This is a genomic window from Qipengyuania sphaerica, from assembly GCF_019711595.1.
Classification (GTDB): Bacteria; Pseudomonadota; Alphaproteobacteria; order Sphingomonadales; family Sphingomonadaceae; genus Qipengyuania; species Qipengyuania sphaerica.
Genome location: NZ_JAIGNR010000001.1, coordinates 769,328 through 786,577 on the forward strand (window position 1 = coordinate 769,328; position 17,250 = coordinate 786,577).

Below are 17,250 nucleotides of genomic sequence, written 5' to 3' on the forward strand. Positions count from 1 at the left end.
AGGATGCGGGCGTGGGGGGATCACTCCCTGCGGTCTTTCCAGCGCGTGTAGAGGATCTCGCCGATCTTGCGCAGGACGTGCGCGCCGACGAGGACGCCGATTGTGATCAGCACCGCGTCGAGCATGTCGACTTCCTCGGTCTGCCAGCTGCCGCCGGGATCGAGGGCAACCATGCCCAGCGCGATGATCGCGACCAGGAAGAAGGCGTAAGGGGTGAGCCGGTGGCGCATCAGTTCTCGCGGCCCAGATAATCGGACAGCACGCGCGGATAGAGCTGGTGTTCGGCGAAACGGACGCGTGTCGCAAGGCTGTCGGCGGTCTCGCCCTCGCGGATCGCTACGCGCATCTGGCCCAGTACCTCGCCCGCATCGAGTTCGGGCGTAACGAGATGGACCGATACGCCGCCGTGGCTGTCGCCTGCATCTATCGCGCGCTGGTGGGTGTCGAGACCGGGATATTTGGGCAGCAGCGATGGGTGGATGTTCAGCATCCGGCCTTCCCAGCGTTTCACGAATTCATCGGTCAGGATGCGCATGTATCCGGCAAGGACAATGGTGTCCGCCCCGGCATCGCGCGCTGCCTGTTCCATTGCGGCATCATGGTCGGCGCGTGACATGCCCTTGTGCGACAAGGCGAAGGTCGGGACACCCTCGGCGGCAGCAAGCGCCAATCCCTCGGCCTGCGGATCATTCGCGGCGACCAGCACCACTTCGTACACGGCGTCGGGCAGTTTCGAGGCGTAGAGCAGCGCGGCCATGTTGCTGCCGCGCCCGGAAATCAGGATCGCGACCTTCGCCTTCTCAGCCAAGGTGGACCGCCTCCCAGTCCTCTTTACCGGACCAGGTACCCTGCGAACCGCGCACGGTGCAGCCCTTTTCGCCTTCGACGATACGGCCGACCGCCAGTACTTGCTCGCCCGCTTCTTCGAGACGGCTGCGGACGAGTTCGACCTTCGACGGCGCGACTGCCAGCACCATGCCGACGCCGCAGTTGAAGGTGCGGGCCATTTCGGCAGGCTCGATGTTCCCCTGCGCCTGCAGGAACGCCATCAGCCCCGGCTGGTCCCAGCCGTCGGCATCGACCTCTGCATGCGCGCCCTTGGGCAGGACGCGAGGGATGTTTTCGAGCAGGCCGCCGCCGGTGATATGCGCCAACGCGTCGATCAGCCCGTCGCGCACCAACGGCAGCAGCGTCTTCACATAGATTCGGGTGGGCTCGAGCAGGGTCTCGATAAGCAGCCGGTCCTGATCGAACAGGGCAGGGCGATCGAGTTTCCAGCCCTTGTCCTCGGCAAGGCGGCGCACGAGCGAAAAGCCGTTCGAATGCACACCCGAGCTGGCAAGGCCGAGCAGGATGTGGCCCGGTGCCACGCGCTCGCCCGTCAGCTGTTCTCCGCGCTCGACCGCGCCGACGCAGAAACCTGCAAGGTCGTAGTCGCCGCTGGCGTACATGCCGGGCATTTCCGCGGTTTCGCCGCCTATTAGCGCGCATCCGGCCTGTTTGCAGCCATCGGCTATCCCTGCGATCACGCGCTCTGCGACGCCGTTCTCCAGCTTGCCGGTCGCAAAGTAGTCGAGGAAGAACAGCGGCTCCGCGCCCTGCACGATTAAGTCGTTCACGCACATGGCGACGAGGTCGATGCCGACAGGGTCGTGGCGGTCGGTATCGATCGCGAGCTTGAGCTTGGTGCCTACACCGTCGTTACCGGCGACCAGCAGGGGGTCCTTGTATCCGGCGGCCCTGGGGTCGAAAAATCCACCGAAACCGCCGATCTCGCCATCCGCACCTGGGCGCATCGTGGCTTTCACCAGCGGGCCGATGGCTTTCACCAGCCGGTTGCCCGCGTCGATCGAAACTCCGGCCTGTTCGTAGGTGTAGGAAGGCGTGTCGCTGCTCATGCCAGCGCCTTTCGCGCATATCGCACCGAATTTCCAGCATTCCCGCTTGGATTTCCCGAATGCATTGGGCAAAAGGCCGCCAGACACCCCATGGGCACGAAAATTTCTTCAATCGGGCGCACCCGTCTCGCCATCATCGCTACCGGCCTCGCACTTGCGGGCGGGGCGGGCTGGCTGGCGCATGCGCAGGTCGGCGGTGACCGCGGGATCGCGGCAGTGGCCGCTTCGCGCGACATCCAGGTTTCCGATATCGAGGTCGACGTCAGTGCCGACAGCGGCGTCGAAGCGCGCGAGAAGGCCTGGGCCGAAGCGCAGGTGAAGGCCTGGGAGAAGCTCGAAGGACCCGACCTGCCCGAATCGCGCATTGCCGGCCTCGTTTCCGCCATCGTGATCGAACGCGAACGGCTGGGGCCCAAACGCTATGTCGCAACGCTCGGCGTCATTTTCGACCGCCAGCGCGCGTCCGCTTATCTTGGCGAAGAAGGCGTAGGGGCCCGCAGCGCCCCGATGCTGGTGATGCCGGTGACGGTTTCGGGCGGCACGCAGCTTATGTTCGAACAGCGCAATCCCTGGCAGCGCGCCTGGGCAGAGTTCCAGGCCGGGCAGAGCCGGGTAAACTACGTCCGCCCGCAGGGTTCTGGCGGCGAATCGCTGCTGCTCACATACGGCCAGACCACCCGCCGCAGCCGCGTGTGGTGGAGCAATATCCTCGACGAGTTCGGGGCCGCCGATGTGCTGATCCCGATTGCCCGGCTGCGCTACACCTATCCGGGCGGCCCGATCGAAGGCACATTCACCGCACGGCACGGGCCCGACAACGCGTTTCTCGACAGTTTCACCATGACGGCCGATGGTCCCGACCAGCTCGACGCCATGTTGCAGCGCGCGGTTCGCCGCTTCGACATGACGTTCCAGGTTGCGCTGGCTTCGGGCACGATCAAGCCCGACCCCACGCTCAACGTGAAGACGGGCGATCTCAACCCTGCGATCCAGCGGCTGGTCGACCTCGGTCGCCGCCTGCGCGCGCAGGACGAGGCGCAGGCCGTTGCCGCTGCCGAACCCACCGAGGCGAGCGGGGGGGCCATCAGCGCCGCACCGATCAATCGTCCGCCGCCCGAAGGCTCGGTCGCGCTCTACACCGTCCAGTTCGCCTCGCCCGATGCCGCAGCTTTCGGAGCGATCCTCGCCGATGTGCGCGGCACCCCCGGTGTGCGCTCCACGGGCGTGCGCTCGACCGCTATCGGCGGCACTTCGGTGATGACGGTCAGCTATTCGGGATCGATCGGCGGGCTTGCCGATGCCCTTCGCGCGCGCGGCTTTACCGTGCAGCAAGGAGCGACCGCGCTCTTGATCAGCCGCTAAGAGCGGACCAAGGCTGCCCGGCATGACGCAAATCGCGCTTCCGTTGACGCATTCGGGCACGCAGGGAGCTGCGGCCATCGTGCTGGGCGAAGCCAACCGGCGCGTGGCGGAGGCCCTGGCTGCCTCGCAGGACTGGCCCTTCGGAACCGCGATCCTTGCCGGGCCGCCGCGCTCGGGCAAATCGCTCTTCGCCCGCTGGTTCGCCTCCCACACCGGAGGCGGGGCGATCGACGATGCCGATACGAAGGACGAAACCGAGATATTCCACGCATGGAATCGTGCGCGCGAGGACGGCTATCCGTTGCTGCTGACGGTCAGCGGCGAGGGCTGGGACATCGCCTTGCCTGATCTCAGGAGCCGGATGGGCGCGGCCCTCCAGCTCGAAATCGGTCCTCCCGACGATGATATGGCAGCCGACCTGATGCTCAGTCATGCGGCCCAACGCGGCCTCGCCCTGGGCGATGGCGCGCCCGCCTATCTCGTTCCGCGAATGGAACGCAGCCATGCCGCCATCGAGCGGATCGTCGCCGAAATAGACCGGCTCAGCCTTGAACGGATGGCTCCGGCCACCATGTCCTTGTGGCGCGACGCGCTCGAGGCGGTTCAGGGCCCCGAGCAGGCGCGCTTGCTTTGAAGCGCTACAAATGAGAGAATCGCGCCCATGTTCGACCGCCTGATTGCCTATCTGGACTCGATCAAGGCCCGCGATCCCGCGCCGCGCACGCGCTGGGAAGTGCTGCTCTATCCGGGTGTCTGGGCGCTGGCCTATCACCGCATCGCGCATTGGCTGTTCGAAGCGGACCTGTTTTTCCTCGCCCGGCTGGTGAACCACTGGAGCCGGATGGTGACGGGGATCGATATCCACCCGGGCGCGAAGATCGGCCGCAATTTCTTTATCGACCACGGTTTCACCGTCATCGGCGAAACGGCAGAGATCGGCGACAACGTCACCATCTACCAGAACGTGACGCTGGGCGGGACGAACCCGACCAATGGCAAGGGCGGCAAGCGCCACCCGACGATTTCGGACGATGTCATCATCGGTTCGGGCGCCCAGGTCATCGGCCCGATTACCGTGGGCCGCCGCGCGCGCATCGGCGCCAATGCGCTGGTGCTCGACGAGGTGCCCGAAGGAGCGACCATGGTTGCCCTGAAGGCCCGCAGCCATTTGATCGCCGCCGAGGAATGGAAGAAGGAATTCGTCCCCTACGGCACGCCATGCGACGACCCATGCGCCCCCAGCCGCGACTGCGTGGAAAAGCTCGAAGGAGAGTTGAAAGCCCTGCGTAGCGAAATCGCGGAACTGCGCGCCGAGCGCGAGCCGCAGCAACGTAGCGGTACCGGCGACTGATGGCGGCAGCCAACGGCGCGAATATCGTTTCCTTCCCGGGACGCCAGCCGGGCCAGGTCGGCTTCGACCGGGACGAGCTGACCAGGATCCTCGATGTATACGGGCGCATGGTCGCAGCCGGACAGTGGCGCGACTATGCGATGGATTTCACCAAGGACGCGGCTACCTTCGCCGCCTTCGTGCGCCATGCCGAACGCCCACAGGCGCGGGTCGAGAAACGTCCTTCGCTGCGGGCCAAGCAGGGCATGTGGACGCTGTTCGGCGAGCACGGCCAGATCCTGAAGCGCGGCCACGAACTTGCCGGCGTCCTCGCGCCGGTCGAGCGGCGCCTGCTGAAAGCGGTCGAGGACTGATCCGACACAAAAAAGGACCCGCCGTTCCCGGCGAGCCCTTTCTCTCGGTGGTCCGATGATCAGGCGGTGGCGGGAAGCCGTGCCTGCATGTCTGTGGGCAGGCCCTTCACCACGCTGCGGCGGATCGGGGTCCACAGCGCGCTCAGCGTCAGCAGGGCCGAACCGATCACCAGCGCGGTCAGCGCGAAGCTCAGTTCCACCGCGCCGAATTCGCGGAACAGGAAGGTGAGGGCGAACAGGACGTAGGCCAGCGCCGACACGAGCAGAGCGCGGCGGTCGACGGCCAACGCCACGATGCCGAAGGCAATGTAGACCGCGAGGACACCGACTGCGGCGCCCACTCCGATATTGTCGCCATCGATCACGCCGATCATGGCGAAGACCGGGTGTGCAATCATCGGGGCAGCGAGCAGGTGGAGCCAGAAGGCCACATCGCTGCGGCGCGTTTCGCGGCGCGGGTCGCTCATGTCCCAGCGCATGGCGAAAGCGAAGATCACGAGGCCGGCCACGAAGACGAGGCTCAGGATGATCGTTTCCATGTTGGGATTGCGCGGCCCGATGACGGCCACGATCAGCGCGATGACCGTGCCGGCGATGGCAGCGGTACCGGCGGCGATGGTGATCGGCACCATGAAGCGCTTCCAATGGATGTATGCCGCACCTGCGGTCAGCAGGCCCGAAAGCGATACGAGAAGGGTCGCAAGGACCTCGTTGCCCGGGCCGGTATTTACACCCGCAATCGTCACCGCGAGGCCGAGCAGGCCGAAGAAGGTGCCGCCCACGAAGCCGAGCAACAGCAGGATGCTGGGCAGCGCCATGCGCCGCTTGGCGGTGAAGAACTCTGCCAACATCCACGCCGTCGCCGCGACGAGTGCGCCGCTGACGGGCGAGGGGCCGTCATTATTGCTCCAGATGGCATCGCCGATCGCGCCCATGGCCATCAGCAGGATGATCACGCCGATGCTGACGAAGATGTCGTTGAAACCGGTGATGAGGCGGAAATGCTCCGCGTCGGCGGGAACGGCATCGCGCTCTGCCGCGACATGCGCGCGCAGGGCATTGGCAGCCTCGGCGCTGATTGCGCCAGCCGCCACGGCCGAATTCAGGTCTTCCTGGCTGTACATAGCCTCTCTCTCCCCATTGAAGGATGGGCAGGTTGTAGTCTCAGTGTATTAATACGTCAACACGCCTCGGTTTCTACTGCCCGCTGACGATGTTCACGGTCATCCGGCGGTGCGCCTCATCCTCGATCGGCCCGGCGTCCAATTCCGGCAGGAATTCTTCTTGAGCGACCGTGATCTTTCGCGTCAGCGAGGAGAACAGGTAGGCGCCGCCGAGGATCAGGATGAACCCGAATGCGAAGACGCCATATTCCATCCAGAGCGGCGTCATCAGGATAAGGTTGGTGCCCGCGTCGACCAGCAGTTTGAAGGTCATCACGCTGAAAACGAGCATGCCGACCAGCACCGCCGTCCACCATGCAGTGACGTCTTCGGCGGTCGAATGGGCGAAATCGTCGCCTTCACCGTTGCTGCGATTGTAGAGTTCGCGCATCGCCTCGAAGGGTACGACGAGGTTCATTAACGGGACGAGGTAGCCCACCACGGCAATTTGCGGCCCGTATTTGGGCCTCCACCCGGCTTCCACCATGTTCGCATGCGCGCGCCACACCCAGACCATGGCCGACACCAGGAACCCGAGCGCTGAAAGCACGAGAGCGATCAGCGCCAGCACGGCGGGCGAGGTCCAGGTCATGGTCTCGCTGTCGGGAATGAACCGGCCTTGCAGGAAGAAGGCGCTGCTCGAGCGGTTGTATTCGTTCTGCAGCGCGGCCTGCTGGGCCTGGTAGCCGTAATAGGTGCGCTGGCGGGTCAATTCCTCGAACCGCTCGATGCGCTCGTATTCTTCGCTTACCGCGACCCCGGCGAGACCGATCTGCGTCAGCCCGGTCAGTACCAGCAGCGCTGCGAAAACGGTTACGACCAGCGAACTCTTGCGCATGCCGCGCAGTTTGTCTTCCCTATCCATGGACGACCCCCAAAGAAAAACCCCGCGCCGTTGTGCAACGTCGCGGGGTTTCCTGCAATGTGCTTCGGCGATTTATCCGCGCGCGCTGCTCGGGCCGGTGCCGGTGACCTTCTGCATCGCGGTCAGGATCGCGCCCGACTGCTCGGAGCCCGACTGCGGAGCCTTGAGGTTCGAGAAGTCGGAGATCTTGTCCCAGTTGGCGGCAAAACCTTCCACGGTGCGCTCGCCCTCGGGCAGCCAGACGGCGTCGTTCATGACCGTCCATGCCGAGTGATAGCCGCCAGCGCCCGCGCCGACGATGGCATTGGTCGGCGCATCCTCGCTGACGAGGAAGAGCGCGGCCGGGACCACGTTCACCGGATCGAACAGCTTGAAGGCTTCTTCGGGGAAGAGGTCTTCGGTCATGCGCGTGCCGGCCACGGGGCTGAGCGTGTTGACCTTGATGTTGTACTTCGCGCCTTCGAGCGCGAGAGTCTTGGTTAGGCCCGCGAGGCCCAGCTTCGCCGCGCCGTAATTGGCCTGGCCGAAATTGCCGAACAGGCCGGTCGAGGATGCGGTCATCATGATGCGGCCATAGGCCTGCTCGCGGAAGGTTTCCCAGCACGCCTTGGTGACGAAGGCCGAACCGGTCAGGTGGACCTTGAGGACGAATTCGAAGTCTTCCGGGCTCATCTTGGCGAAGGTCTTGTCGCGCAGCACGCCCGCGTTGTTGAGCAGGATGTGCACGCCGCCCCACTTCTGCTTGGCGTCGGCGACCATCTTTTCCATCTGGTCGTATTCGGTGACGCTGCCGCCGTTCGACATCGCCTCGCCGCCCATCTTCTCGATTTCCTCAACGACCTGCAGCGCCATGTCCGAATGGCCCGTGCCGTCGCGCGCACCGCCGAGGTCGTTGACCACGACCTTCGCGCCGCGGCGGGCGAGTTCTAGCGCATATTCGCGGCCAAGGCCCCCGCCTGCACCGGTGACGATGGCTACCTTGTCCTTGAAGTCGATGGTCATGTGGGGGCTCCTGCTAGATTGTGTTTGTCGTTTACGTAAAGGTCAATTGGGCAGCGGACTGCCATGTTCCCTTCGCACTTGCAACAGGCCTCGCGGCAAGGCGCGATGCCGTAAGGGCAGGGCGAGGTCGTTACAGGCTTTCAAGGGCGGGAATGAGGCGATCGAGCGAATCGATTGCTGCATCTGCACCAAGCTCTTCCGCGGTCCCGTCGCAATAGCCGTAGCAGGCCGAGACCACCGGCACGCCCGCTGCGCGCGCCGCTTTCATGTCGTAGCTGCTGTCGCCGACGAAGACGGTGCGCCCGCCGCCGCCCAGTTCGCGCGCCTTGAGGATGGGCTCGGGCGCGGGCTTGGCGATATGCTTGCCGTCCGGCCCCTTGCCGAGGCTGTCGCCGCCGATGACGAAGGCGAAGCGGTCGATCAGGCCGAGCTCGCCAAGAATTCCGCGCGCGAATTGCTCGAACTTGTTGGTGACCACGCCCGTGGTGACGCCGCGTGCCGCCAGCTCGCCCAGCACCTCGACCGCGTGGGGATAGGGGCGCGTGTGAACCGCGTAGTTCTCGCCGTAATAGGCGAGCATCGCCTTGTAGAGCTTGCGGAATTCCTCGTGGCCCAATCCCCCCTGTGCGTCGACGGCCTGCTTGAGCATGATCTTCGCCCCGCCGCCAATAAGATCGGTCGCGCTTTCGATAGGTACAGTCGCAAACCCGCCTAGCGTCAGCGCGTGGTTGACCGCGGTGCCGAGGTCGCGGTGCGTTTCGAGGAGGGTGCCGTCGAGGTCGAAGGCGACGATATCGAAGGGAAAATCAGCCATCTGCGGCCCCGAGTGGCGGATGGTTCTTCAAACTGCAAGCGATTGGTGGCATGGCCCCAATCCATGAACACAAGCCGTCCCTTTGCCGTCGTCATCCTCGCAGCCGGAAAAGGCTCGCGCCTCAAGAGCGGGGTCCACAAGGTCCTGCACAATATCGCGGGCCGCCCGATCATCGAGCATCTGATGGCGCAGGTGGCAGTGCTCGAACCCGCACACACCATCGTCATCGTCGGCGACGAGCGCGAGCAGGTCATCGACCAGGTCTCCGACCGCGCGACCTGCGTGGTGCAGGAACCGCAGCTGGGCACGGGCCATGCGGTGGCGCAGGCGAAAGAGGCGTTGGCAGGCTTTGACGGCGATGTCGTGATGCTGCTGGGCGATGCGCCCTTCATCAAGGCCGCGACCATGGTGGAAATGCTCGAGCGGCTGCGCGCGAGCGATGAACCCGCAGTGGTCGTGCTCGGCTTCGAGCCTGAGGATGCGCTGCAATATGGCCGCGTCATCACCCACCGAGACATGACCATCGAGAAGATGGTCGAATTCAAGGATGCGAACGAGGCAGAGCGCGCCTGCCGCCTGTGCAATTCGGGCCTGATGGCGGCACGCAGCAGCGATTTGTTCGACCTTCTCGAACGCGTCGACAACAACAATGCGCAGGGCGAGTACTACCTGCCCGATATCGTCAATGTCGCGGTGAAGGACGGGCGCACCTGCGCCGCCGTGGTGGCCGATCGCCCGCACGAGGTGCTCGGCATCAATTCGCGCAAGGAACTCGCCGCGGCAGAGCGCCAGTTCCAGGACCTGCGCCGCGAGGATGCGCTGGAAAACGGTGTGACGCTGAAGGCGCCCGATACGGTTTTCTTCAGCTACGACACCGAACTGGCGGAGGACGTTGTGGTCGAGCCCAACGTCGTCTTCGGGCCCGGCACCAAGGTCGAACGCGGCACCCGCATCCGCGCCTTCAGCCATCTCGAAGGCGCGCATGTCGGCGAGGATTGCGAAGTCGGCCCCTATGCGCGCCTGCGCCCCGGCGCGGTGATGAAAAACGGCAGCAAGGTCGGCAATTTCGTCGAAATGAAAAAGGCGACCCTGGGCGAGGGCGCCAAGGCCAACCACCTGACCTATCTGGGCGATGCCACCATCGGCGCTGGCGCGAATATCGGCGCGGGCACGATCACCTGCAACTACGATGGCTATTTCAAGCACCAGACCGTGATCGGCGAGCGGGCCTTCATCGGTTCGAACAGCGCGCTGATCGCGCCTGTAAACATCGGCGCCGATGCCATCGTCGCTGCGGGAAGCGCCGTCAGCCGCGATGTCGCTGCGGGTGAACTGCGCATGGTGCGCGGCGAACAGCTGGTAAAACCCGGCTGGGCCGACCGCTTCCACGACACGATGAAAAAGAAGAAGGCGGCGGAGAAGAAGGGCTGAGCGAGACGCCGCCCACCTGCTGGCTATGCGAGCGCCCGATGGGCCGCGTGGTCCAGCAGCATCACCCGGTGCCGAAATCGAAGAAGGGGCGCGAGACCGTCCCCGTCCATCCAATCTGCCACAAGACGATCCACAAGGTCTTCACCAACGCCGAACTGGCGCGCTTCGGTTATGATCGGGCGAGGCTGCTCGAGAACGGGGAGTTGGCGAAATTTCTGCGCTGGATTGCCGACAAGCCGCCTAATTTCAATGCTCCGGTCCGTAGGGGGCGCTGAAGCCTACCCGCGTTTGTCCATCAACCGCTGCATGAGGTAGGTCATCTGCAAGGCCTGCAGCTTGGCGCGCTGGTCGTTGTCGACACCGCCCGAATGGCCGCCGGTCATATCCTCGAAATACCAGTAGGGCTGGCCCAATGCCTTGAGCTTGACGGCTCCCTTGCGGGCATGGGCCGGGTGCGTGCGATCGTCTGCGGTGGAGGCCCACAGGAAAGGCTCGGGATAATCCACGCCCGCCGCGATCTTCTGGTAGGGCGAATAGGCTTCGATCCAGCCGCGTTCCTCGGTGATGCGCGGATCGCCATATTCACCGATCCACGAAGCTCCGCGCCCGATGACATGGAAGCGCAGCATGTCGAACAGCGGGATCTGCACGATCGCGGCACCGAGCAATTCGGGTGCCTGCGTGAAAGCCGTCCCGACCAGCAGCCCGCCCTGCGAGCCACCCTGGACGCCGAGATGCTGCGGACTTGTGATGCCGCGCGCGACGAGATCCTTGCCGACCGCGATAAAATCGTCCCAGGTGCGCTGCTTGTTCTCGCGGATCGCGCTCTGGTGCCAGCCGGGGCCGAACTCGCCGCCGCCGCGCAGGTTCGCCATCACGAAGGCCCCGCCGCGCTCGAGCCACAGCTTGCCGATCGTCGCGCCATATCCGGGCAATTGCGAGACCTGGAAGCCGCCGTAACCGTAGAGCAGGGTGGGGGTGTTGCCGTCCGTGGCCATGCCTTCGGGTTTCACGAGGAAATAGGGCACGGCGGTGCCGTCCGCGCTGGTTGCCTCCAGTTGCTCGACTTCCATCCCGCTCGCATCGAAATAGCTGGGCGAGGTCTTGAGTATTTCGGGTTCGTTGCTGCCGTCCGAGTACCAGAGCGTGCTGGGGGTGAGGAAACCCGTGGAGGTGAACATCACCTCGCCGGTTTGCGAGGAGGTTGTCTGAACTCCGAGGGTCGAATTGTCTGGCAGGGCAACCTCGCTGGTCACCCATTTACCGTCCTCGAAATCGATCTTGAGCACCTTGCCCACGACATTGTCGAGAATGGCGAGATAGGCGCTCTCGGCGGTCGACCCGCCGCCCTGCTTGGTCTGGCGGTCGCCCGGTGCCCAGACGAGCGTCTTCTTCGCGCCGTTGGGATCGCGCTTCCATTCCTCGAGGTCGACCGCAATCAGCGCATCGGCGGGGAAGGTCTGGCCATCAGTCTCCCAGTCGACATCGGTCGACATCGTCAGCTGGCCGTCGATGATCCCGCCGAGCTGCGCTTTGCGCGGCATATCGAGTTCGAGCCATTCGCCTTCGTGCCAGACGTAATTGATGCTTTCGTGGAAGGAGATTGCGCGGAAGGCGGTGCGGCCATGGACCTTGCCCGTATGGTCGCGCAACAGCCCTGCGCCGGCCCAGACATCGGTCTTCTCGCCGCGGAAGATTTCCTCGGCTTCCGACAGCGGGGTTCCGCGTTTCCACAGGCGCGAGGTATAGGGGTATTCGCTCTCGGTCAGCGTATCGCCGCCGAAATCGCGGCCGACCAGCAGCGTGTCCTCGTCGAGCCATTCGATGCCGCCCTGGCTCTTGTGATCGATTACGCAGCCGCCTTCGACGAAGCGCTTTTCGACCATGTCGAACTCGCGCATCACGGTGGCATCCTCGCCCCCGTCGGAGAGGGCGATCATGCACAGGCGCTGGTCGGGCGGTAGGCAGGTGCTGCCCTGATAGACCCATTCGCGCCCTTCCTCGGCAGCGAGCTTGTCGACGTCGAGGATCGTATCCCACTCGGGCTTGTCGCTGCGATAGCTTTCGAGCGTGGTCCGGCGCAGCAGGCCCTTTGGGTTCCGCTTGTCCTGCCAGAAATTGTAAAGCCCGTCCTTGCGGATCGTGACGTAGGGAATGCGGTCCTCGGCATCGAAGATCGCCAGCGCCTCGGCCTTCAATTCTGCGAAACGCGGATCCTGTTCGAAATGCTCCAGCGTGCGTTCGTTCTCGGCGCGCACCCAGTCGAGCGCTTCCTCGCTGCGGGCTTCTTCGAGCCAGATGAAGGGATCGTCTTCGGGACCGGGAATACCATCCGCGGCTACGTTCTGTTCAGTCATGTGCAGCGCAATGGCCGCGCGCGTTCGCCATGTCGAGCGAAGTTCTGCCGCAACGAAAAAGGGCGACCCCGCAGGATCGCCCTTGTTCAATCAATTGTGCGGGCGGTTTCAGCCCTCGACGTGTTCCGCGAGGACCGTGAGACCGTTCTCGCCCACTTCGGCAAAGCCGCCGCGGACTTCGATGGTTTCTGGCGCGGCGCCTTCGGTCTTGTAGACCTGCACTTCGCCGTCGCGGATGGTAGACATGAAGGGCGCGTGGCCTTCGAGCACGCCGAATTCGCCTTCCGCACCGGGTACGACCACCATGTGGACGTCTTCCGAACGGACCAGCTTGGCCGGCGTGACGAGTTCGAAGTGGAGGGCCATGTCCTTAGGAGTCCTCGGCCAGCTTCTTGGCCTTTTCGACCGCCTGGTCGATGCCGCCAACCATGTAGAAGGCGCTTTCCGGCAGGTGGTCGTATTCGCCGTCGACGACAGCCTTGAACGACTTCACCGTGTCTTCCAGCTGGACGAACACGCCCGGGATGTTGGTGAAGACTTCGGCGACGTGGAACGGCTGCGAGAGGAAGCGCTGGATCTTGCGGGCACGGGCCACGGTCAGCTTATCTTCTTCCGACAGTTCGTCCATGCCGAGAATGGCGATGATGTCCTGCAGGCTCTTGTACTTCTGCAGCGTTTCCTGGACGCGGCGAGCGGTGTTGTAGTGCTCTTCACCGACGACGCGCGGTTCGAGAACGCGGCTGGTCGAATCGAGCGGGTCAACTGCGGGGTAGATGCCGAGTTCCGAGATGGCGCGCGACAGGGTGGTCGTTGCGTCCAAGTGGGCGAACGAGGTTGCCGGAGCCGGGTCGGTAAGGTCGTCGGCGGGAACGTAGATGGCCTGGACCGAGGTGATCGAACCCTTGGTGGTCGAGGTGATGCGTTCCTGCAGGTTACCCATGTCGGTAGCGAGCGTCGGCTGGTAGCCCACGGCCGAAGGAATACGGCCAAGCAGAGCCGACACTTCCGAACCCGCCTGGGTGAAGCGGAAGATGTTGTCGACGAAGAACAGCACGTCCTGGCCTTCGACGTCGCGGAAGTACTCCGCCATGGTCAGGCCCGAGAGAGCGACGCGTGCACGTGCGCCCGGCGGTTCGTTCATCTGGCCGAAGACGAGGGCAACCTTCGAACCTTCGGAGATGGCTTCGCCATTGTCGTTCTTGGCGATAACGCCTGCGTCGAGGAATTCGTGGTAGAGATCGTTACCTTCGCGGGTACGCTCACCCACACCGGCGAAGACGGACACGCCGCCGTGGCCCTTGGCGATGTTGTTGATGAGTTCCTGAATCAGCACGGTCTTACCGACGCCCGCGCCGCCAAACAGGCCGATCTTGCCGCCCTTTGCGTAGGGAGCGAGAAGGTCGATGACCTTGATGCCGGTGACGAGGATGGCCGCTTCGGTCGACTGGTCGACGAACAGCGGTGCTTCCGCGTGGATCGGGCTGGTGGTGTCGGCGCCGATCGGGCCGCGCTCGTCGATCGGTGCGCCGACGACGTTCATGATGCGGCCGAGCGTCTTCGGGCCGACGGGGACCGAGATCTGCGCGCCGGTGTTGACGACTTCCTGTCCGCGGACGAGGCCGTCGGTGCCGTCCATCGCGATGGTGCGGACGGTGTTCTCACCGAGGTGCTGCGCGACTTCGAGAACCAGCGTGTTGTCGCCGTTCTTGGTTTCGAGTGCGGTCAGGATTGCCGGCAGTTCGCCTTCGAAGGCGACGTCGACGACGGCGCCGATGACCTGTGCGATCGTGCCGTTGGGGCTCTGGTTAAGCTTGGGTGCGGTGGCCATTGTGAGGGTTCCTACAGGCTTACTTGTCTACGTGGTGCGCGCCATGTTCGGCGCAAAGGGCTTCGGCGTCTGCGAGCATCCAGCCGTCTTCGGCTTCGTTCAGTGCAAGCGAGGCCTTGTGGCGGAGGTATTCGTCTTCGCCGAGACCGAATTCGCAAGCGACCGTGTCGGCGCCCATGGCGCGGCGGCAAACGGCACGGTTGACGGCTTCGGCACCTTCGCAGGTCTCCGCGAAAGTGGTCTTGAACAGCGCTTCGTTCGGCGCGGGCACTTCGTTGATCGGTTCCGGCGTGGCGACAGCGGTCGCGGTCGGCTCGGGAGCCGGTTCTTCACCGCAAGCTGCCAGTGCGAAAACGGGGAGGAGGAGGGCGAGTTTCTTCACGGTATCTTCCTTTAGAGGGCTTCCGCGCCGGCGATGATTTCGATCAGCTCGGTGGTAATCGCGGCCTGGCGGCTGCGGTTGTACTGGATGGTCAGCTTGTTGATGAGGTCGCCTGCGTTGCGCGTCGCATTGTCCATCGCAGTCATCGAAGCGCCCTGTTCGGATGCCTCGCGCTCCAGCAATGCGCCGAAGAGCTGCGTCTTAACGTAACGCGGCAGCAATTCTTCGAGGATTTCCTCTTCACCCGGCTCGTATTCGACCACTGCGTCACCGCCGGTGCCTTCGCTCTCCGGCGAGGGGACGGGGATCAGTTGGTCGACGGTCGGGTCCTGCGCCAGGGCCGACTTGAAGATCGGGTAGACGAGGTGGGCGACATCGAATTCACCGTTCTCGAAGCGCTCGATCAGGTCATCGGCGATCTGTTCGGCTTCCTCGAAGCCCGGCTGGCGGACGGTCGAGGTGTCGAAGTGCTTGGCAATGCAGCTGGCATAGTCGCGCGTGATGGGCGCGCGGCCCTTCTTGCCGACGAGGTAGAAGGACACGTCCTTGCCTGCTGCAGTCAGTTCCTTCGCCTTGGCCTTGGCAGCCTTGACGATATTGGCATTGAGACCGCCGCACAGACCCTTGTCGGTGTTGACGACGACCAGCATGTGGCGCTTGTCCGAGCCGGTGCCGGCAAGCAGCTTGGGCGCGCTGTCGCCGCTCACCTTGGAGGCGAGCGATGCCATCACGCCCGACAGCCGTTCGGCATAGGGGCGCGCGGCTTCGGCAGCAGCCTGCGCACGGCGCAGCTTGGCCGCTGCGACCATCTGCTTGGCCTTGGTGATCTTCTGGGTCGACTTGACCGAGTTGATCCGGCCCTTGAGTTCTTTAAGCGAGGCCATGACGGCTCCCTGTTAGGCTCGTGGGTCTTACGCGAACTGCTTGGCGAAGGTCTTCAGCGCGTCGACGACCTTGTCCTTGGTGTCGTCTTCGAACTTGCCGGTGGTGCGGATTTCCGCGAGCACATCGGCATGCTCCGAGCGCATGTAGCTCAGCATCTGCTCTTCGTAGTCGTTCACGCGGTTGACCGCGATATCGTCGAGATAGCCGTTGGTGCCGGCGAAGATCGACACGGTCTGCTCTTCGAACGGCATCGGCGAGAACTGCGGCTGCTTGAGCAGCTCGGTCAGGCGGGCACCGCGATTCAGCAGCTTCTGCGTTGCGGCGTCGAGGTCCGAGCCGAACTGCGCGAAGGCAGCCATTTCACGGTACTGTGCGAGGTCGAGCTTCATCGAGCCCGAAACCTTCTTCATCGCCTTGGTCTGGGCGGCACCGCCCACACGGCTAACCGACAGACCGACGTTAATTGCCGGACGGATGCCCTGGTAGAACAGGTCGGTTTCGAGGAAGATCTGGCCGTCGGTGATCGAGATCACGTTGGTCGGAATGTAGGCCGACACGTCGCCTGCCTGCGTTTCGATGATCGGCAGGGCGGTCAGCGAACCGCCGCCTTCCGACTTGTTCATCTTCGCAGCGCGCTCGAGGAGGCGGCTGTGGAGGTAGAAAACGTCGCCCGGGTAAGCTTCGCGGCCCGGAGGACGACGCAGCAGCAGCGACATCTGGCGATAGGCGACGGCCTGCTTGGAAAGGTCGTCGTAGCAGATCACGGCGTGCATGCCGTTGTCGCGGAAGAACTCGCCCATCGCGCAGCCGGTGTAGGGTGCGAGATACTGCAGCGGAGCGGGCTCCGAAGCGGTCGCGGCGACGACGATCGAATACTCCATCGCGCCATTTTCTTCGAGGCTCTTGACGATCTGTGCGACGGTCGAACGCTTCTGGCCGACGGCGACATAGACGCAGTAAAGCTTCTTGCCTTCATCGTCGCCAGCGTTGGCTTCCTTCTGGTTGATGAAGGTGTCGATCGCGACGGCGGACTTACCGGTCTGGCGGTCGCCGATGATCAGTTCGCGCTGGCCGCGGCCGACGGGAACGAGCGCGTCGATGGCCTTTAGGCCCGACTGCACGGGTTCGCTGACCGATTCGCGCGGGATGATGCCCGGTGCCTTGACTTCGACGCGGCGGCGTTCGGTGCTTTCGATCGGGCCCTTGCCGTCGATCGGGTTGCCGAGAGCGTCGACGACGCGGCCGAGCAGGCCCTTGCCGACAGGAACGTCCACGATGGTGCCGGTCCGCTTCACCGTGTCGCCTTCGGCGATGTCGGTGTCGGCGCCGAAGATAACCGCACCCACGTTGTCGGCTTCAAGGTTCAGGGCCATGCCCTGCGTGCCGTTGGAGAATTCGATCATCTCGCCGGCCTGGACCTTGTCGAGGCCGTGAATGCGGGCGATGCCGTCACCCACCGAGAGAACGGAGCCGACTTCGCTGACTTCGGCTTCGCTGCCAAAGTTGGCGATCTGGTCCTTGATGACCTTGGAGATTTCTGCGGCGCGGATATCCATGAG

At 64.2% G+C, this 17,250-nt stretch carries 18 protein-coding genes and 1 pseudogene; 6 read left to right on the forward strand and 13 right to left on the reverse strand.

Annotated features, from left to right (window positions below):
* Positions 1 to 20 precede the first annotated feature (20 nt).
* The 3 genes and pseudogenes from K3178_RS03840 to purM form a co-directional block, all read right to left on the reverse strand.
* Positions 21 to 230 (reverse strand): hypothetical protein, encoded by a 210-nt coding sequence (locus tag K3178_RS03840; RefSeq protein ID WP_221570046.1) that lies wholly within the window; start codon positions 228 to 230, stop codon positions 21 to 23.
* Between the two features lie 5 nt (positions 231 to 235).
* A pseudogene (purN, locus tag K3178_RS03845) lies at positions 236 to 808 on the reverse strand (phosphoribosylglycinamide formyltransferase); the annotation flags it as partial.
* Positions 801 to 1,898: a phosphoribosylformylglycinamidine cyclo-ligase gene (gene purM, locus K3178_RS03850; protein ID WP_221570047.1), complete on the reverse strand. Its 1,098-nt coding sequence runs from the start codon at positions 1,896 to 1,898 to the stop codon at positions 801 to 803. The gene purM and the pseudogene purN, both read right to left, overlap by 8 nt.
* Positions 1,899 to 1,988: 90 nt before the next feature.
* Here purM and K3178_RS03855 point away from each other — a divergent pair, with 90 nt between their 5' ends.
* Genes K3178_RS03855 through K3178_RS03870 form a run of 4 tightly spaced genes read left to right on the forward strand, consistent with a single transcriptional unit; the run spans position 1,989 to position 4,964 of the window.
* Positions 1,989 to 3,260, forward strand: coding sequence for a heavy-metal-associated domain-containing protein (locus K3178_RS03855; protein WP_221570048.1), 1,272 nt, complete (start codon positions 1,989 to 1,991; stop codon positions 3,258 to 3,260).
* Between the two features lie 22 nt (positions 3,261 to 3,282).
* On the forward strand, positions 3,283 to 3,894 hold the full coding sequence (locus K3178_RS03860) for a P-loop NTPase family protein (protein ID WP_221570049.1): 612 nt from the start codon (positions 3,283 to 3,285) through the stop codon (positions 3,892 to 3,894).
* 27 nt (positions 3,895 to 3,921) lie between these two features.
* The gene (gene epsC, locus K3178_RS03865; RefSeq protein WP_221570050.1) at positions 3,922 to 4,611 is read left to right on the forward strand and encodes a serine O-acetyltransferase EpsC; all 690 of its coding nucleotides are present in this window, start codon (positions 3,922 to 3,924) and stop codon (positions 4,609 to 4,611) included.
* Positions 4,611 to 4,964: a DUF2794 domain-containing protein gene (locus K3178_RS03870; RefSeq protein WP_221570051.1), complete on the forward strand. Its 354-nt coding sequence runs from the start codon at positions 4,611 to 4,613 to the stop codon at positions 4,962 to 4,964. Before epsC ends, K3178_RS03870 begins: the two co-directional genes overlap by 1 nt.
* A gap of 59 nt (positions 4,965 to 5,023) precedes the next feature.
* Here the strand turns inward: K3178_RS03870 and K3178_RS03875 are convergent, their stop codons facing one another.
* From K3178_RS03875 to K3178_RS03890, 4 genes are all read right to left on the reverse strand, one after another.
* A complete protein-coding gene (locus K3178_RS03875; protein ID WP_221570052.1) occupies positions 5,024 to 6,088 on the reverse strand; it encodes a hypothetical protein in 1,065 nt (354 codons plus the stop codon).
* Between the two features lie 73 nt (positions 6,089 to 6,161).
* Positions 6,162 to 6,992 carry a DUF4328 domain-containing protein gene (locus K3178_RS03880; protein ID WP_221570053.1) on the reverse strand — a complete coding sequence of 277 codons (831 nt, stop codon included), beginning with the start codon at positions 6,990 to 6,992 and terminating at the stop codon, positions 6,162 to 6,164.
* Positions 6,993 to 7,064: 72 nt separating this feature from the next.
* Positions 7,065 to 7,994 carry an SDR family NAD(P)-dependent oxidoreductase gene (locus K3178_RS03885; RefSeq protein WP_221570054.1) on the reverse strand — a complete coding sequence of 310 codons (930 nt, stop codon included), beginning with the start codon at positions 7,992 to 7,994 and terminating at the stop codon, positions 7,065 to 7,067.
* 130 nt (positions 7,995 to 8,124) lie between these two features.
* Positions 8,125 to 8,808, reverse strand: a complete 684-nt coding sequence (locus tag K3178_RS03890; RefSeq protein ID WP_221570055.1) for an HAD-IA family hydrolase — start codon at positions 8,806 to 8,808, stop codon at positions 8,125 to 8,127.
* A gap of 63 nt (positions 8,809 to 8,871) precedes the next feature.
* Here K3178_RS03890 and glmU point away from each other — a divergent pair, with 63 nt between their 5' ends.
* Together glmU and K3178_RS03900 are read left to right on the forward strand one after the other, a co-directional pair.
* Positions 8,872 to 10,239, forward strand: a complete 1,368-nt coding sequence (gene glmU / locus K3178_RS03895) for a bifunctional UDP-N-acetylglucosamine diphosphorylase/glucosamine-1-phosphate N-acetyltransferase GlmU (RefSeq protein ID WP_221570056.1) — start codon at positions 8,872 to 8,874, stop codon at positions 10,237 to 10,239.
* Positions 10,240 to 10,277: 38 nt separating this feature from the next.
* Positions 10,278 to 10,514 carry a hypothetical protein gene (locus tag K3178_RS03900; protein WP_221570057.1) on the forward strand — a complete coding sequence of 79 codons (237 nt, stop codon included), beginning with the start codon at positions 10,278 to 10,280 and terminating at the stop codon, positions 10,512 to 10,514.
* 3 nt (positions 10,515 to 10,517) lie between these two features.
* On the opposite strand, the gene K3178_RS03905 is transcribed toward K3178_RS03900, so the two are convergent.
* The 6 genes from K3178_RS03905 to atpA all read right to left on the reverse strand — a co-directional run bounded on the left by K3178_RS03905 (position 10,518) and on the right by atpA (position 17,247).
* Positions 10,518 to 12,596: a prolyl oligopeptidase family serine peptidase gene (locus tag K3178_RS03905; RefSeq protein ID WP_221570058.1), complete on the reverse strand. Its 2,079-nt coding sequence runs from the start codon at positions 12,594 to 12,596 to the stop codon at positions 10,518 to 10,520.
* 108 nt (positions 12,597 to 12,704) lie between these two features.
* Complete coding sequence (locus K3178_RS03910; RefSeq protein WP_221570059.1) at positions 12,705 to 12,962, reverse strand: ATP synthase F1 subunit epsilon; 258 nt, start codon at positions 12,960 to 12,962, stop codon at positions 12,705 to 12,707.
* Between the two features lie 4 nt (positions 12,963 to 12,966).
* Entirely contained in the window at positions 12,967 to 14,424 is a 1,458-nt protein-coding gene (gene atpD / locus K3178_RS03915) for a F0F1 ATP synthase subunit beta (protein ID WP_221570060.1), read from the reverse strand.
* A gap of 19 nt (positions 14,425 to 14,443) precedes the next feature.
* A complete protein-coding gene (locus K3178_RS03920) occupies positions 14,444 to 14,806 on the reverse strand; it encodes a hypothetical protein (RefSeq protein ID WP_221570061.1) in 363 nt (120 codons plus the stop codon).
* A gap of 11 nt (positions 14,807 to 14,817) precedes the next feature.
* On the reverse strand, positions 14,818 to 15,690 hold the full coding sequence (locus K3178_RS03925) for a F0F1 ATP synthase subunit gamma (protein ID WP_221570062.1): 873 nt from the start codon (positions 15,688 to 15,690) through the stop codon (positions 14,818 to 14,820).
* A 27-nt stretch (positions 15,691 to 15,717) separates the two neighbouring features.
* Positions 15,718 to 17,247 carry a F0F1 ATP synthase subunit alpha gene (atpA, locus tag K3178_RS03930; RefSeq protein WP_221570063.1) on the reverse strand — a complete coding sequence of 510 codons (1,530 nt, stop codon included), beginning with the start codon at positions 17,245 to 17,247 and terminating at the stop codon, positions 15,718 to 15,720.
* Positions 17,248 to 17,250: the final 3 nt, after the last annotated feature.

What these genes read in the sequence shown, in the direction of transcription:
- K3178_RS03925 (WP_221570062.1), bottom strand. Translation starts at nt 15,690, where the DNA reads ATGGCCTCGCTTAAAGAACTCAAGGGCCGGATCAACTCGGTCAAGTCG.
- K3178_RS03880 (WP_221570053.1), bottom strand. Translation starts at nt 6,992, where the DNA reads ATGGATAGGGAAGACAAACTGCGCGGCATGCGCAAGAGTTCGCTGGTC.
- atpA (WP_221570063.1), bottom strand. Translation starts at nt 17,247, where the DNA reads ATGGATATCCGCGCCGCAGAAATCTCCAAGGTCATCAAGGACCAGATC.
- K3178_RS03885 (WP_221570054.1), bottom strand. Translation starts at nt 7,994, where the DNA reads ATGACCATCGACTTCAAGGACAAGGTAGCCATCGTCACCGGTGCAGGC.
- K3178_RS03905 (WP_221570058.1), bottom strand. Translation starts at nt 12,596, where the DNA reads ATGACTGAACAGAACGTAGCCGCGGATGGTATTCCCGGTCCCGAAGAC.
- K3178_RS03900 (WP_221570057.1), top strand. Translation starts at nt 10,278, where the DNA reads ATGGGCCGCGTGGTCCAGCAGCATCACCCGGTGCCGAAATCGAAGAAG.
- purM (WP_221570047.1), bottom strand. Translation starts at nt 1,898, where the DNA reads ATGAGCAGCGACACGCCTTCCTACACCTACGAACAGGCCGGAGTTTCG.
- K3178_RS03860 (WP_221570049.1), top strand. Translation starts at nt 3,283, where the DNA reads ATGACGCAAATCGCGCTTCCGTTGACGCATTCGGGCACGCAGGGAGCT.
- K3178_RS03890 (WP_221570055.1), bottom strand. Translation starts at nt 8,808, where the DNA reads ATGGCTGATTTTCCCTTCGATATCGTCGCCTTCGACCTCGACGGCACC.
- K3178_RS03875 (WP_221570052.1), bottom strand. Translation starts at nt 6,088, where the DNA reads ATGTACAGCCAGGAAGACCTGAATTCGGCCGTGGCGGCTGGCGCAATC.
- K3178_RS03910 (WP_221570059.1), bottom strand. Translation starts at nt 12,962, where the DNA reads ATGGCCCTCCACTTCGAACTCGTCACGCCGGCCAAGCTGGTCCGTTCG.
- K3178_RS03870 (WP_221570051.1), top strand. Translation starts at nt 4,611, where the DNA reads ATGGCGGCAGCCAACGGCGCGAATATCGTTTCCTTCCCGGGACGCCAG.
- glmU (WP_221570056.1), top strand. Translation starts at nt 8,872, where the DNA reads ATGAACACAAGCCGTCCCTTTGCCGTCGTCATCCTCGCAGCCGGAAAA.
- epsC (WP_221570050.1), top strand. Translation starts at nt 3,922, where the DNA reads ATGTTCGACCGCCTGATTGCCTATCTGGACTCGATCAAGGCCCGCGAT.
- K3178_RS03855 (WP_221570048.1), top strand. Translation starts at nt 1,989, where the DNA reads ATGGGCACGAAAATTTCTTCAATCGGGCGCACCCGTCTCGCCATCATC.
- K3178_RS03840 (WP_221570046.1), bottom strand. Translation starts at nt 230, where the DNA reads ATGCGCCACCGGCTCACCCCTTACGCCTTCTTCCTGGTCGCGATCATC.
- atpD (WP_221570060.1), bottom strand. Translation starts at nt 14,424, where the DNA reads ATGGCCACCGCACCCAAGCTTAACCAGAGCCCCAACGGCACGATCGCA.